This window comes from Mesorhizobium sp. M7A.F.Ca.US.005.03.1.1, from assembly GCF_003997975.1.
GTDB classification, from domain to species: domain Bacteria; phylum Pseudomonadota; class Alphaproteobacteria; order Rhizobiales; family Rhizobiaceae; genus Mesorhizobium; species Mesorhizobium ciceri.
In genome coordinates, this window is sequence record NZ_RZRO01000017.1 from 14,921 (window position 1) to 28,351 (window position 13,431).

The 13,431-nt window shown below is 64.2% G+C and carries 15 protein-coding genes; 7 read left to right on the forward strand and 8 right to left on the reverse strand.

What is annotated here, in order from left to right:
* The first annotated feature begins 57 nt into the window (after positions 1 to 57).
* Entirely contained in the window at positions 58 to 684 is a 627-nt protein-coding gene (locus EN990_RS10430) for a LysE family translocator (protein ID WP_127370221.1), read from the forward strand.
* A 25-nt stretch (positions 685 to 709) separates the two neighbouring features.
* On the opposite strand, the gene EN990_RS10435 is transcribed toward EN990_RS10430, so the two are convergent.
* The gene (locus EN990_RS10435) at positions 710 to 1,510 is read right to left on the reverse strand and encodes a 1-acyl-sn-glycerol-3-phosphate acyltransferase (protein WP_024503759.1); all 801 of its coding nucleotides are present in this window, start codon (positions 1,508 to 1,510) and stop codon (positions 710 to 712) included.
* A gap of 119 nt (positions 1,511 to 1,629) precedes the next feature.
* Positions 1,630 to 2,532, reverse strand: coding sequence for a LysR family transcriptional regulator (locus EN990_RS10440; RefSeq protein ID WP_013529395.1), 903 nt, complete (start codon positions 2,530 to 2,532; stop codon positions 1,630 to 1,632).
* A 119-nt stretch (positions 2,533 to 2,651) separates the two neighbouring features.
* Between EN990_RS10440 and EN990_RS10445 the strand changes: the two genes are divergently transcribed.
* Together EN990_RS10445 and EN990_RS10450 are read left to right on the forward strand one after the other, a co-directional pair.
* Entirely contained in the window at positions 2,652 to 3,122 is a 471-nt protein-coding gene (locus EN990_RS10445; protein ID WP_013529396.1) for a DUF1348 family protein, read from the forward strand.
* Positions 3,123 to 3,146: 24 nt separating this feature from the next.
* On the forward strand, positions 3,147 to 3,779 hold the full coding sequence (locus EN990_RS10450) for a pyridoxamine 5'-phosphate oxidase family protein (RefSeq protein ID WP_127370361.1): 633 nt from the start codon (positions 3,147 to 3,149) through the stop codon (positions 3,777 to 3,779).
* Here the strand turns inward: EN990_RS10450 and EN990_RS10455 are convergent, their stop codons facing one another.
* From EN990_RS10455 to ftsE, 3 genes are all read right to left on the reverse strand, one after another.
* Positions 3,780 to 4,505 (reverse strand): YdcF family protein, encoded by a 726-nt coding sequence (locus EN990_RS10455; RefSeq protein WP_024503762.1) that lies wholly within the window; start codon positions 4,503 to 4,505, stop codon positions 3,780 to 3,782. It abuts the gene before it with no gap.
* Positions 4,506 to 4,638: 133 nt separating this feature from the next.
* Positions 4,639 to 5,634: an ABC transporter permease gene (locus EN990_RS10460; protein ID WP_013529399.1), complete on the reverse strand. Its 996-nt coding sequence runs from the start codon at positions 5,632 to 5,634 to the stop codon at positions 4,639 to 4,641.
* Positions 5,627 to 6,286 (reverse strand): cell division ATP-binding protein FtsE, encoded by a 660-nt coding sequence (gene ftsE / locus EN990_RS10465; RefSeq protein WP_010911739.1) that lies wholly within the window; start codon positions 6,284 to 6,286, stop codon positions 5,627 to 5,629. Before ftsE ends, EN990_RS10460 begins: the two co-directional genes overlap by 8 nt.
* A gap of 192 nt (positions 6,287 to 6,478) precedes the next feature.
* On the opposite strand from ftsE, the gene EN990_RS10470 reads away from it, so the two are divergent.
* The 3 genes from EN990_RS10470 (at position 6,479) to EN990_RS10480 (ending at position 8,294) form a co-directional block, all read left to right on the forward strand.
* Entirely contained in the window at positions 6,479 to 7,123 is a 645-nt protein-coding gene (locus EN990_RS10470) for a hypothetical protein (RefSeq protein WP_127369225.1), read from the forward strand.
* Positions 7,124 to 7,305: 182 nt separating this feature from the next.
* On the forward strand, positions 7,306 to 7,848 hold the full coding sequence (gene hpt / locus EN990_RS10475) for a hypoxanthine phosphoribosyltransferase (RefSeq protein WP_027162903.1): 543 nt from the start codon (positions 7,306 to 7,308) through the stop codon (positions 7,846 to 7,848).
* Between the two features lie 74 nt (positions 7,849 to 7,922).
* Complete coding sequence (locus EN990_RS10480; protein ID WP_024503765.1) at positions 7,923 to 8,294, forward strand: response regulator; 372 nt, start codon at positions 7,923 to 7,925, stop codon at positions 8,292 to 8,294.
* Here EN990_RS10480 and EN990_RS10485 read toward each other — a convergent pair whose 3' ends face one another.
* Positions 8,295 to 9,242 (reverse strand): DMT family transporter, encoded by a 948-nt coding sequence (locus tag EN990_RS10485; protein WP_164753801.1) that lies wholly within the window; start codon positions 9,240 to 9,242, stop codon positions 8,295 to 8,297. It lies immediately after the preceding gene.
* A gap of 222 nt (positions 9,243 to 9,464) precedes the next feature.
* Between EN990_RS10485 and EN990_RS10490 the strand changes: the two genes are divergently transcribed.
* Entirely contained in the window at positions 9,465 to 10,346 is an 882-nt protein-coding gene (locus tag EN990_RS10490) for a LysR family transcriptional regulator (RefSeq protein WP_024503767.1), read from the forward strand.
* Here EN990_RS10490 and EN990_RS10495 read toward each other — a convergent pair.
* Positions 10,325 to 10,696: a glyoxalase superfamily protein gene (locus EN990_RS10495; protein WP_063169090.1), complete on the reverse strand. Its 372-nt coding sequence runs from the start codon at positions 10,694 to 10,696 to the stop codon at positions 10,325 to 10,327. The two genes, EN990_RS10490 and EN990_RS10495, sit on opposite strands and share 22 nt — an antisense overlap.
* A gap of 112 nt (positions 10,697 to 10,808) precedes the next feature.
* A complete protein-coding gene (locus EN990_RS10500) occupies positions 10,809 to 13,397 on the reverse strand; it encodes a TIGR02302 family protein (protein ID WP_127385274.1) in 2,589 nt (862 codons plus the stop codon).
* Between the last annotated feature and the right edge of the window lie 34 nt (positions 13,398 to 13,431).

Consider the following 13,431-nt stretch of genomic DNA (forward strand, 5'->3'; position numbering starts at 1 on the left):
AGACGACCCTCTTGTCTTGCCATAGCCTCCTTCGCACGGGGCAAGACAGAGGGTGAGATGACTGAGCCGCTTCTTTTGCAGCCGGATCTTTGGCGCCAGTTGTGCGCGCTCGTGCTTGCCTCCGCCGTCGTCATGGGCAGCCCGGGGCCGGCAACGATAAGCGTCACCGCCGTTGGTGCCGCCTTCGGTTTGCGCCATTCCCTGGGCTATGCCTGGGGAATCATCCTGGGCACGATCGCCGTGCTTTTGGTTGTCGCGACCGGGGTCATGGCAGTGCTCACCTCGATGCCGAAGCTGGCGCCGTTGCTGGCTTTGGCCTCCGCGGCCTACATCCTCTATCTCGCCTTCAAGATCGCTACGGCGCCGCCGCTGGCCGCCCGCGCCGCCGAGACTTCGCGTCCCACATGGCTGGCTGGATTTCTTCTCGCGGTCGCCAATCCAAAGGCCTATGTGGCGATCGCCGCCGTGTTCGCCGGTGCTTCGTCCAAACAGGGCGCCACTGAGCCTGGTCTATGGCTGAAGCTGGCGGTTCTCGCCCCGATGATCGTTGCCATCCACGCTCTGTGGCTTGTCGCGGGGGCTGGGTTCGCGCGCTTCCTGCGCCGGCCGGCGGCCTCGCGGATCATCAACCTGATCTTTGCCGTGACGCTGGTGTTGACCACCGCGCTGGCGGTGTTCGGCTGAGAACTGCCGGCCGGAGACTTCCGGTTCAGACTTTGGTTCTTGCGGCGTTGTCCAGCTCTTGCAGCCTTTTCGCCGCTGTCGGCGGCAAGGCAGGCGGGTTCGGGCCGCGCGCCGCATCAATCAGGAACTGGTCGCAGGCAGCTTCGGTCTCGCCGATCAGCCGGGCCATGAATTCGTCCTTGCTCAGTCCCGGTGGAATCGGCGGCAGGAAACGCGCCTTGATGGTGCCGGGATAGCGCAGGAATTTGCGGCGCGGCCAATAGAGGCCGGCGACATGGGCAACCGGCACCACCGGAACACCAAGCTGCGTGTAGATTTCGACGATGCCGTATTTGTAGGCCGGTTCGTCGCCCGGCGCGCGTCTTGTCCCTTCGGGGTAGATGATGAGCTGGCGAGGGTTGCGCGCCATCTCTTCCTTGGTCGCGGCGACCACGGCCTTCAGTGCTTTCGAACGGCTGCCGCGATGAACCGGGATCATGCGCATCTTCATGATGTACCAGCCGAAGAACGGGATCCAGGTCAGCTCGCGCTTGAGGATGTAGAGCGGGTCCTGAAGGAAGGGGAAGAAGGCGATCGCGTCCCAGAACGACTGGTGCTTTGGTGCCAGGATGAAGGAGCCTTCGGGCAGGTTTTCCCGGCCGGTGATCTCGTTCTTCGTTCCGGCGATCTTCTCGTAAAGCCACATCGAGGTGCGCGACCAGAATTTCGGCACGAACCAGGCGCGGTGCCGGGGCGACAGGAAATAGTAGGGGGTCCAGAGGATCATCTGGACGATCAGGTTGACGTAAAAGACGAAATTGAACGTCAGCGATCTGATGTAGAGCATTGGGGGAGCCCGGTGAGGAGGTGAGCGTTGGTTACACCAAGCGCGGGAAAAAAGGAAATGGCCGCAGGGCGCTTTGGGTGGCGACGAAGAACGGCCACCGATGGGTTGGCCTGGTTCCGCTACATCAGCCGCGCCAGCCGCGCCTTCAGGCGCGGAGCGGCAAAATCGAGGAAGGCGCGCAGCTTGACCGGCAGCAGGCCGTGGCCCGCATGCACCAGGCTTACCGGCCATGGCGCCGGCTCGAATTCCTGCAGCAGGACGCGCAGCGCGCCGGACCGCAGCGCGGCTTCGATCTGGTAGGAAAGCACACGCGTCAGCCCGACGCCGGCAATCGCGGCATCGATGGCCGCTTCGGCGGTGTTGACCTGAAGCCGCGAGCGGACCCGAACCGGGATTTCGGCCTTGCCCTTGATGAAGCTCCAACTGGCGGCGGAGGCGAGCCCCTCGAAGGTGATGCAATCGTGTGTTTCCAGATCCTCCGGGGTCGTTGGCGTGCCGTGTTCGGCCAGATAGGCCGGGCTGGCGCAGACGACGCGGCGGATCGCGCCGACGCCGATGGCGACCAGGCTCGAATCGGGCAATCGGCCGATGCGGATGGCGAGATCGAAATGGTCCTCGACCAGCTGGGTTATGCGATCGGCCAATGTCAGGCGGATGTCCACGTCGGGATAGGCGGCGAGAAAGCCGGTGACGACCGGCAGCACGTGCAGGCGGCCAAAGACGACCGGCGCGGTGATGGCCAGTTCGCCGGTCGGAACACTGTATTCGCCGGCGGCCGTGCGTTCGGCCTCGCCGACGTCGTCCAGGATGCGGCGGCAGGCGGCAAGATAGGCCTGGCCGGCATCGGTCGGTGTCAGCCGTCGCGTCGAACGATTCAGGAGGCGTGTGTTCAGATGGCGCTCGAGATCGGAAATCTTGCGGCTGACCGTCGCCAGCGGAATGCCGAAACGGCGGCTGGCCGCGGAAAGGCTGCCGGCCTCCACCGCGGCGACAAAGAGCGACATGGCCTCGAGACGATCCATAGGTTCTTCCGAAAAATGGAAGGACAAGTTACGAATATGCCATCTGCCTTTGAATGATGGAAGGCTTATATTCCAGTCTGTCGGCCCTGCCTGCAGCATGGCCTCGCACAGGAGTTGCCATGTCCGAAGCCCGCCCGCCGCTGCCGCCGTTTACCGCCGAGACCGCAGCGCAGAAGGCGCGCATGGCCGAGGATGCCTGGAATTCACGCGATCCAGCGCGGGTCGCGCTCGCCTATACAAAGGACAGCCGCTGGCGCAACCGCGCCGAATTCCTGCAAGGCCGCGACGCCATCCAGGCCTTCCTGACGCGCAAATGGAGCCGCGAGCTCGACTACCGGCTGATCAAGGAGGTCTGGGCCTTCCACGGCAACCGCATCGCCGTGCGTTTCGCCTACGAATGGCGCGACGACAGCGGTTCATGGTTCCGCAGCTACGGCAACGAGAACTGGGAATTCGACGAACACGGGCTGATGCGTCTGCGCATCGCCAGCATCAACGACCTGCCGATCGGCGAGGCCGATCGTAAGTATCACTGGCCGCTCGGCCGGCGGCCGGACGACCACCCGACACTGTCGGAGCTCGGACTTTAGCATCTTGCCGCAAGGAAGCTTTCCATGAACGCGCATGCTGTCACCTGCGACGTCGCCTTCACGCCGACCGTCAAGGCGATCCAGGCCCGCAAGGGCTCACGTCAGTCCTATGCCCGCGTCGAGGAGCGTGGCGGCTGGCAGGCCGGCATCACCCCGGATCTTGCCGCCTTCATCGAAATGCAGACCAGCGTCTTCCTGTCGACCGCCAACCGCGAGGGGCAGCCCTATGTCCAGCATCGCGGCGGGCCGGCCGGCTTCCTCAAGGTGCTGGATGAACATACGATCGGCTTCGCGGATTTTTCCGGCAACCGGCAGTTCATCACGCAGGGCAATCTGGCCGACAATCCAAGGGCGTTCCTGTTCCTGATCGACTATATGCACCGCCAGCGCATCAAGCTCTGGGGCACCGCGCGCGTCGTCGAGAACGATGCCGAACTGATGGCGAAGCTGATGCCGCAAGGCTACGGAGCGCGCCCCGAGCAGGTCGTCCTGTTCACGGTCTCGGCCTGGGATGCCAACTGCCCGCAGCACATCCCGCAACGGTTCGAGGCAGCCGACGTCGCGGCGGCACTCGGCGAGCGGGACAAGCGTATCGAACGCCTTGAGCAGGAGATCGCACGGCTCAGGGGAAATTCGGGCGCGGCCGCAGGGGAATAATCAGCCGCCGGCCGCGGTTTCGGCCAGCGCGATGCCGTTGGGCGTCGGCTTGACAGGCACGATGCCGCGCGCCAGCGCAAGCAGATATTTGTTGTATTCGGTGAACAGCACGCGCAATGCCCGCGGCTTGGTCAGCCAGCCGCCATTGTCGAGGTTGGAATTGACCACCGGATAGGGCTCGAGCTTGGCGCCATGCAGCAGCCTGCCCATTTCCAGCAGGCTGCGCGGCATATGATAATTGTTGGTGACGAGGATCACCGTGCCATAGGCGTGGCTCTCGACCCATTTGGCGCTTTCCTCGGCATTGCCGATCGTGTCGAGCGCGGCGCGGTCGATGTCGACGCAACAGGAGAACAGATTCTTGTCGCCGCCGGTTGCCGCCTGCAGCTGGCGACGGCTGGCCGAAGGATGCACGCCGCTGATCAGCAGCCGTTCGCCCTTGCCGGACGCCAGCAGATCCATCGCGGCATCGAGGCGGGACTGGCCGCCGGTCAAGACGATGATCGCGTCTGCCCTGGCCGGATTGGCGGGCGTCGTCAGGTGACTGACCTTGTTGGCGAACCAACCGAAACCGCCGGCAAACAAAGTTGCAAGGATGAGGACGGAGAGGGCGGACAGGCGCAGCGTGGCTCTTAGACGGCTCACAGCGCGGCGGTCATGCGAACGTGCAACCACCACTGGCATCTGCCCAGCCGTACCGGTCGAATCCCGCGCGTCCATCGCCATATGGTTAATCCTGAAATGCGGCCTTGGGTAGGTAAAAGACGCACTTTGCGTTACGCGAATTCTCTATTCGTGATCACCGTGTTTTATCCATGTCGTTATCCCAAAACCCGTTCCCACTTTTGGGGGACATGAATTAGCCTGCATCCGGTTGGCGGACATCGATGTCGCTGAGATAGGCAACGACGGTGGCGTGCGAGGTTGCCGCCGTCAGTCCGCCGATCACCAGCACCATCAAGACGACACCGAGATAGCCTGCCGAACCGATGGCGAAATTGCCGAACAGGGCGGTCGCCTGGTCGGCCTGCGGCGTCGCCATATTGCGCGACGACCACCAGGAAAAGACGATGAACACGAGCACTGCCGCAGCACCGCCGGCCGCCGCTCCCTTCATGCCGGTGACCAGGAAATGCCGGCGGAATTCGCGCGCGATAAAGCGTGCCTCGGCGCCGACGAAATGCAGCACCTCGATGATGTGACCGTTGCCGGCCATGGCGCCGCGCGTCGCGAACACCACCGTCAGCACCGTCGCCGACAGCATCAGCGCCAGCACGGCGATGCCGATGGTCACCGTGGTGCGGGCCATCGCCACCAGCCGGTCGACCCAGGTGCGGTGATCGTCGAGCGATGCGCTCGGCAGTTTCGGGGTGATCGCGGCGCGTATGGCGGCGAAATCGGGCGGGCTGTTCTCGTCGATGGTGACGATGATCAGTCGCGGCACCGGCAATTCGTCGATGTTGAGGCCCGAGCCCAGCCAGGGCTCAAGGAGCCGCGCGGTCGCCTCGCGGTCGATGATCCGGGTCGCCTTGACGCCGGGGAATTCGCCGGCGATCTGCGAGGCCTGGGTAAGGGCTGCTTCCATGTCGAGGCCGTCGACCGGCTTGATCTGGATCGTTGCCTCACGTGAAATCTGGTTCTCCCAGACGGACGCTGTGTCGCGCACCAGCGTCACCGCGCCGAAAGTCAGGCAGGACAGGAAGGTCATGATGGCGATGACCAGCACCAGCGCCCGGCCGGCGATGTTCTGCGCCGGCACGATCGGCGCCATCCTGCGCTGGGCGCGCGGCTTTGCTTCGGTCGCCTCGGCGTCCTGCTCCCTTTCCACAAAATGTTCGGCGGACAGTTCAGTCATAGATGTCCAGCCTTCCCCCGGCCAGGATCATGCGGCGCGCGTCGACCTGCTCCATCAAGCCGAGGTCGTGGGTGGCGATCACCACGGCGGTGCCGAGACGGTTGAGTTCGATGAACAGCCGCAGCAGGCGTCGCGCCAGCGGCGGATCGACATTGCCGGTCGGTTCGTCGGCGAGCAGGATTTCCGGCTGCTCGATCAGCGCCCGCGCGATCGCGGCGCGCTGCTTCTCGCCACCGGACAGAACCGGCGGCAGCACATGCATGCGTTCGCCCAGCCCGACCCACTTCAACAGCTCGGTGACATCGGTGCGGTAGCTCGCCTCCTCGCGCCCGCGCACGCGCAGCGGCAGCGCGACGTTCTCATAGGTGGTCATGTGGTCGAGCAGCCGAAAATCCTGGAACACCACGCCGATCCGGCGTCTGAGATGCGGCAGCTCGGTGCGGGAAATGCGGGAGCGATCCTTGCCGAAGATGGTGATCAGCCCGCGCGTCGGCTTCAGCGACATGAACAGCAGGCGCAGCAAGGTCGTCTTGCCGGCGCCCGAAGGCCCGCTGAGGAACTGGAAGGAGCGCTCCGGAATGTGCAGGGAGATGTCGCGGAGGATTTCCGGACCCATGCCATAGCGGAGGCCGACATTTTCGAAGCGAATCAATTTCGACGACCTGAAATTCGGCACGGCAGTGAGCCGGCCTGTTCTGGGTAAAGACCATCGGCCGGCATGGTTAACCGGCGGTTAATTCCTAGGCTCTTTCGACTCGTCACGAGGGCTCCGGTGGGGAAGCGTTAACCATTTGTGTTTACGCAAAAGAAACGAAAAGCGAACACGTGCTGCAATGCTGGGGCCATGATGGCTGACGATCGAACCGCGCGCCCGGTTTCCGGCGAAATCATGACCGATCCGGCGGCAATTGCCGCGACGGACCGGTTCATGCGCGGTTCGGCCGCCGACATCGTCGATGCCGATTACGTGGTGATGCCGCGCCTTGCACCTGCCGTGGAAAGCGTTTCGCCGCTGCCGCGTGCGATCGTCATGCCACCCATCGAAGGCATGGACATGCTGCGCAAGCCCGAAGCCCCGCCGGAGCGGCTACCAGCCTCGCGCGGCGGGCCGATCTTCTGGATCGCCGGCATCGGCGCTGCCTTGGCCGCCTTCTGGGTTTCCGGCGGGCACGCGCTGGTGCGCCAGGTGCCGTTCCTGTCCAGCGCGCAAGCGTCGGCGCTCAGCATTTCGGGCGTCACGTCACGCGTCGATGCTTCCGGACCGAACCCTGCGCTGTTCGTCGATGGCGAGGCCGCCAATGACGGCGCCAAACCGGCGCAGCTGCCGCCGCTTGAAATCCGGGTGACCGGCAATGACGGGCACATCACCCGCTATACGTTGGGGACATCCGGCCGTTCGCTGGCCTCTGGCGAAAGATTCGGCTTTGCCAGCCGGCTCGACGTGCCTAGAAACGGTGTAAGAACTGTATCGGTCACCTTCGCCGAATAGCGTGTGCTGATATTCAGGTGAGACTGGCCGCAAACGGCGGTTTCGTGCGCTTCCGGTGCTCACGTACTTCAGTACGCTCCGCTCCGGTTCTCGGAAACCACCGTTTTCGACTCAGCCTGACCTGAATCTCAACACATGCTGGGCGTGAACGCGTTTAGGCAAGAAAATCAGCGGGGCGAAAAATGCCAATTGTACGCGGCAAGAACATCGAAGTCCTGTTTTCTGCATCGGCGATCGCGCGGCGCAATCTCGAACTCGCCAAGGAGATTGCCGGACACGACTACCATGACCTCCTGGTGATCTCGGTGCTGAAGGGGTCGTTCATCTTCGCCGCAGATCTCATCCGCGCCATGCACGATGTCGGCCTGTCGCCGGAGGTCGAATTCATCTTCATCTCCAGCTATGGCGCCGGCACCAGCAGCGGCGAGGTGAGGGTGCTGCGCGACATCGACAATGAGGTCGCTGGCCGCGACGTGCTGCTGATCGACGACATTCTCGAATCGGGCAAGACGCTGAGCTTCACCCGGGAGCTGATGCTGTCGCGGGGCGCCAAGAGCTGTTCGATCGCCGTGCTGCTCGACAAGCGCATGCGCCGCCAGACCGAACTCAATGCCGATTATGTCGGCTTCGACTGCCCCGACTATTTCGTCGTCGGCTACGGCATGGATGTAGCCCATGCCTTTCGCGAGTTGCCCTTTGTCGGTGTCGTCAAAGGGGATGCCTGAGCGGCAGCAAAAAGGTTTGCTGATCCTCAGCGCTTTCAGGAAAAGTCAACTTTTGGCGGCCAAATATGCCGGCCATGGCAAAGCTTCTGATCGTCGAGGACGATGAGTCCGTCCGCACCCTGGCCGCCCGCGCGCTTGAACGCGCCGGGCACACAATCGATATCGCTGCGGATGGCGCGCAGGGGCTTGCGCTGATCCAGGCCGCGCGTGGCGGCTATGATCTCGTCGTCTCCGATATCCGCATGCCGGAGATGGACGGCATCGAGATGGCGATAGCGGCGGCAGCATTGTTTCCCGCCATCAAGATCGTGCTGATGACCGGCTATGCCGACCAGCGCGAGCGCGCCGAGGAATTGAACGGCATCATCCTCGATGTCGTGCAGAAGCCCTTCACGCTGGCTGAAATCCGCTCGCGTGTCGAACGGGCGCTGATCTGCTTCGCCTGATCAGGCTGGGTCGGCGGCAGCGAGCACGGGTGGAACATTCTTGCGCCGTTCGGTGTTGAGCGCCAGCAGGCCGGCGCCGATGATCAAGGCGGCACCGATCACGGTCGTCGACCGCGGCACCTCGGCGAAGAACAGGAAACCCCACAGCGGCGACCACAGGATGCCGGTATATTCGAAAGTGGCAACGCGGTTGGCCGGCGCCATCCGGTAAGCCTGCGACAGCAGGATCATGCCGGCGGAGGCGACGAAGCCGCAGGCGGCCATCTTGAGAAAATCCGGCAGCGTCGGCCAAAGCCATGGCCTTACCAGGAATTCGAGGCTGGGGTGGACGGCGTGGGTTATGCCGGCAAGGTGAAACGCGCCGGCAACCACGGCGGCGCCAACCAGATAGGCGCCGTTCTGATAGAAGGCCATCACGGTGGACGATTCGGTGTCGCCGATCTTGCGGGCCATCAGCTGCGAAAAACCATAGAGCGCCGCCGAGCCCAGCGACAGCAGCGCTGCCCAGTCGAACAGCCCTGCGCCGGGGCGCAGCATCACGAGGACGCCGAACAAGCCGATCAGCACGGTTGCCAGTGTCTGCCAGGAGACGCGCTCGCCAAGGTAGGGCCCGGCCAGCACCATGATGAACAGCGGCGCCATGAAATAAAGCGCCACCGCATCGGCAAGCGGCAAGGCGGCGATGGCCAGGTAGTACATCGTATAGGAGGTGAACTGGATGAAGGCGCGCACCGTCAGCATGCCGAATCGCTTCGACAGGATCGCCCGCAAGCCGACGTCGGCATGCACCAGAACGATCAGGATTGGCAGAGCGACGATCGAGCGGATCGCCATCACCTCGGTCACTGGATAACCGCTCGACACGGCTTTGACGAGCGGATCCTGCAGCGAAAAGACCAGCACGCCGAGGCACAGGCTCAGGATGCCGCCCACCATCCGATTTTGCATCTGCATCCAGGCTCCTGCGCGTACGATCCGAAGCTGCCGCCTGCGGGGTAAAAAGAACCCGCCACCGTTTCGGGCAGCGGGCACGAGTGAGGACTCTTGATTGGTCCGCGGCTGATTTCGCAGCCGCATATCCAATGGGTGAGGCGACTATCATCCGCCGTTTGACATGTTGCAAACGAATTGGAATGATGCCAGCAATCAAATTCTCTTATGGCGGATTTCATGCGGCCGACCCTCGACAGCGACCTCCTGCGCACCTTCGTGGCGATTGCCGAGACCGGCAATTTCACCAAGGCGGCGGAGCAGGCCGGCCGCACCCAATCCGCGGTGTCGATGCAGATGAAGAAGCTCGAAGATCTGATCGGCGCCAGCCTGTTCGAGCGCGGTTCGCGCGGCGTCGCGTTGACGCGGCGCGGCGGCGAACTCATCGTCAACGCCCGCCGCATCGTCTCGCTGCTCGACGAGACGTCGGCATCGATGGCGGCAGCGCCGCTTGGCGGGCCGGTGCGCATCGGCATTCCGGAGGAATATGGCCACGCCATCCTGTCGCGCGCGCTCGGCGCTTTCTCGAAGCGTCATACGCAGGTCGAGGTCACCGTGCGCTATGCCCATTCCGGGGCACAGATGGCGGCGCTCGCTGCCGGCGAGCTCGATCTGTGCGTGGTGTTCGAATGGCAGGATCCCGCCGGCGGCGAAGTGCTGATGCACGACCCGACCGTGTGGGTGACATCGTCCCTGCATCACATGCATGAGGAACAGCCGGTGCCGATCGCGCTCTACAACCGGGCCGGCTGGTGCAAGGACTTCGCCATCAAATCGTTGGAGCAGCGCGATCTTGCCTATCGTGTCGCCTATACCAGCGACACCACCGGCGGCCTCAAGCTCGCCGTCACCTCCGGACTGGCGATCGCGCCGATCTCGCGCAGCAACATTCCGGACGGCTGTCGTGAACTGACCACGGCGGACGGATTCGGCGCCATCGATTCCTCGAACGTGGTGATGCACCGCAACCCGAACGCGTCAGGCGAGGCGATCGACGGCATGCAGGATGCGATCCGCGAAGCCTTCGTCAACAGGCTCAGTCAGCCGGCGGCATCCTCGTAGAAATGCAGCCTGTTGCCGAACGGATCGGCGACCGATACCTCGCGGGTCTTCCAAGGCGTCTCTTCCACGCCTGGCCTGGCGAAGCGGTAGTTTTTGCCGGTCAGCTCGCCATGAAGAGCCGTGATGTCCTCGACCTCGATGCGCAGGGCGATGCCGGGTGCACCGTCGCCATGATGTTCGCTGAGATGCAGGACGCAGCCGTCGCGGCCGATCGCCATGTAGAGCGGCGCGTCGTCGGCGAAGCGATGTTCCCACTGCACCTTGAAGTCGAGGAAGCCGACATAGAATTCACGCGCCTTGGCAATGTCGAAGATGCGCAGGATGGGTGTGACGGCGCCAAGTCTGGGCATGGTGGTGCAACCGTGCGAGAGGGTTTTCAGGTGGGATGGACGGGGGCGGCAATCCCCTTGTTTTTTCGCAATTCCGGACGGAAAACCGCTTCACACATTTCCTGGAATTGCTCTATTTCAGCTCGAGCAGCCGTTCCAGATAGCTGCGTTCGATGTCAGGGCTGAGCGCATTGCCGAGCCGCTTGCGGATCGCTTCCAGAATCTGGCGGGCGCGCTGGACGTCGATCTCGTCGGGCACCTTCACCGAATCGCCGAAATCGGGACCCTGGCTGGCGCGCGGCCGGCCGAGCGGATCGCGATCGGCGTTCTGCTGGCGGCCGCCTTCCTCGCCGCCACCCTGGTCGCCCTGCATGGCCTGCATCTGCTTCATCATGTCCTTGGCGCCCTTGCGCAGCGCTTCCAGCGCCCGGCCCTGATGGCCGACGGCCGCATCGCCTTCGCCCTCGCCGAGTGCCTGTTCGGCATTGCCCATGGACTTGCCGGCCTCGCCAAATCCTTCATTGGGCTCCATACCCATGCCTTCGAGGCCCTTCTTCAGCTGTTCGAGGTCGCTCTGCAACTGGCCCTGGCCCTGCTGCAGCTGTTTCAGCGCATCGGCGAATTCCTGGGGCGTCATCGGCTTTTGCCGGGCGAGCGGATCGCGGTCTTCGCCGACGCCGGGTCTGTCCTCATCCTGGCCGCCTTCGCCGAGCTGCTCGTCACGGTTCTGCCCGCGCTGGCGCTCGCCGCGCTGCATCTGATCCATGCGGAAGGTGTCGTTCATCATCTCCTGCTGACGGCGCAGGATCTCGCCCAGCTTGTCCATCTGCTGGCGCATCTCGCTGTCCTGCTGGCCGCCTTGCTGCTGCCGGCCGGCCTGCAGATTGTTCATCATGTCCTGCAGTTGCGACAGCAATTGCTGGGCCTTGTCGCGATCACCGGACTTCGCCAGGTTCTCGATCTGGTCCATCATGCGATCGATGTCGCTCTGGCGCAGTTCCTGGCCATTCTGCTGCATCTGCGGGGCGTTGGGATTTTGCTTGGCGCGCTCCGCGAATTCCTGCAGGAACTGGTTCATCGCCTCGCGCAGTTCCTTCATCGCCTTTTCGATTTCAGCGTCGCTGGCGCCATTCTTGATGGCGTCCTGCAGCGCCTGTTGCGCCTGGCGCAGCCGCTTTTCGGCGGCCGAAAGATTGCCTTCCTCGATGCCGAGCGCGATTTCCCAGAGATAGGAGACCTCGCTGCGCAATTGATCGTCGCTGTCGGCCATCTTCAGCCGGGTGCGGGCGCTCATGATGGCGAGGTAGTGGGACATGTTGTCGAAGGTGTCTTCCGGCCGCAGCGTGATGGCGTCCATCAGGTCGAGCACGCGCGGCTTGGCGTTGGCGTCGAGCGCCAGCAGGCGGCGCTGTTCGATCACGGCGCGTGCCAGCGGATTGGCGAAAGGCCGCTCCGGCATCAGCAGCGTCTTGGTTTCGCTCGATGCGGTGTGCCCGGCATCGTCGGTAGCGACCAGCGTCAGCTTGATGCTGCTGCCGGCCCAGACATGCTCGGTCAGGTCCTTGGAGGTCCTGGCGGCGTTCGACTTGCCGCCGCGACGCGGCAGCGTCAGCGGCATTTCAGGTGCACCGTACAGTGGACGCGCATTCGGCGCCTGCGGATCGGCAAGCGCGAACACCGCCTTGGCGGTGGCGGCGCCATAGTCGTCGTCGATCTGGTAGTTGAGCTCGAAGGCGCCGTTGGCGGCGCGCTTGGGCTCGCCGACGAAGCGGATCTGCGGCGGCTTGTCCGGTACGACCGCGAAGGCCCAGCGGCCGAGCTGGTCCTCGCCCGACGTCAGCGTCAGCGTGCCGTCGCCGGTCAGCTTGCTGGTGAACTGGCGCACCTTGGACGGCGTCGCCGGGCTTGCAGCCGGCTTGGCGGCGGCCTGCGGTGCAGCCGGGTCGATGGCGCGGGAATTGCCATTCTTGTCGGCGTAGCCGAGCGTTTCCTCGCCTGAGCCGCCCGTCACGCGCAGCGAAACGTCACTGCCTTCGGGAACCGTAAAGGTCGGGATGGCCTGGTTGGCGTCGGCGGTCAGGAAGATCGGCGGCTTGCCGGTGTAGGACGGCGGCGTCACCCAGGCGTCGATGCGCGGCGGCACGATATCGCGCGCGCCATGGGCATTGAACCCGTCGCTGATCCTGCCGCCCGTCGGCCCGAAGGAGAAGGCGAAGGCGGTAACGAGCAAAAGGGCCGCTACCGCGCGCAGGGCCCAAGGGTCGCGCTCCGGCACGCGCGTGCGCGGCAGGTCGGCGCCGAGGTTGTCGAGCTTTCCGGCCATGCGCTTCTGGTGTTCGCGCCATAGCGCCTGCGAGAAGCTGCTTTCCCGGCCGCTTGGCCGGTCGGTCTGCACCAGCACCGGGCTGTGCAACAGTTGATTGGCTGCCTCGATGCGGCGGTCGATTTCGCCGGCGCCCGGCAGGCGGAAGAAACGCAGGGGATAAAGCGCGGCCAGTGCTGCTACGGCAAAGGCAGCGACCAGGCCGATGCGCGCCATATCCGGCAGCCGGGAGAATAGCCCGAGCCAGGAGATGCTGAGGAACAGGCTGGCAACGATGACGAGGGGAAGCAGCAACGGCCAGCCGCGCTCGACCACCATCGAGACCCGCGTGGCCAGCCTGCTCAAAGCCAGCCGCCCGGCGAGGCCGCGATCGCTGCTGAAGGTGGGTCGTTGCGTCATCGGCCCTTCCTTGAGCCTATGGCATCCCGAAACC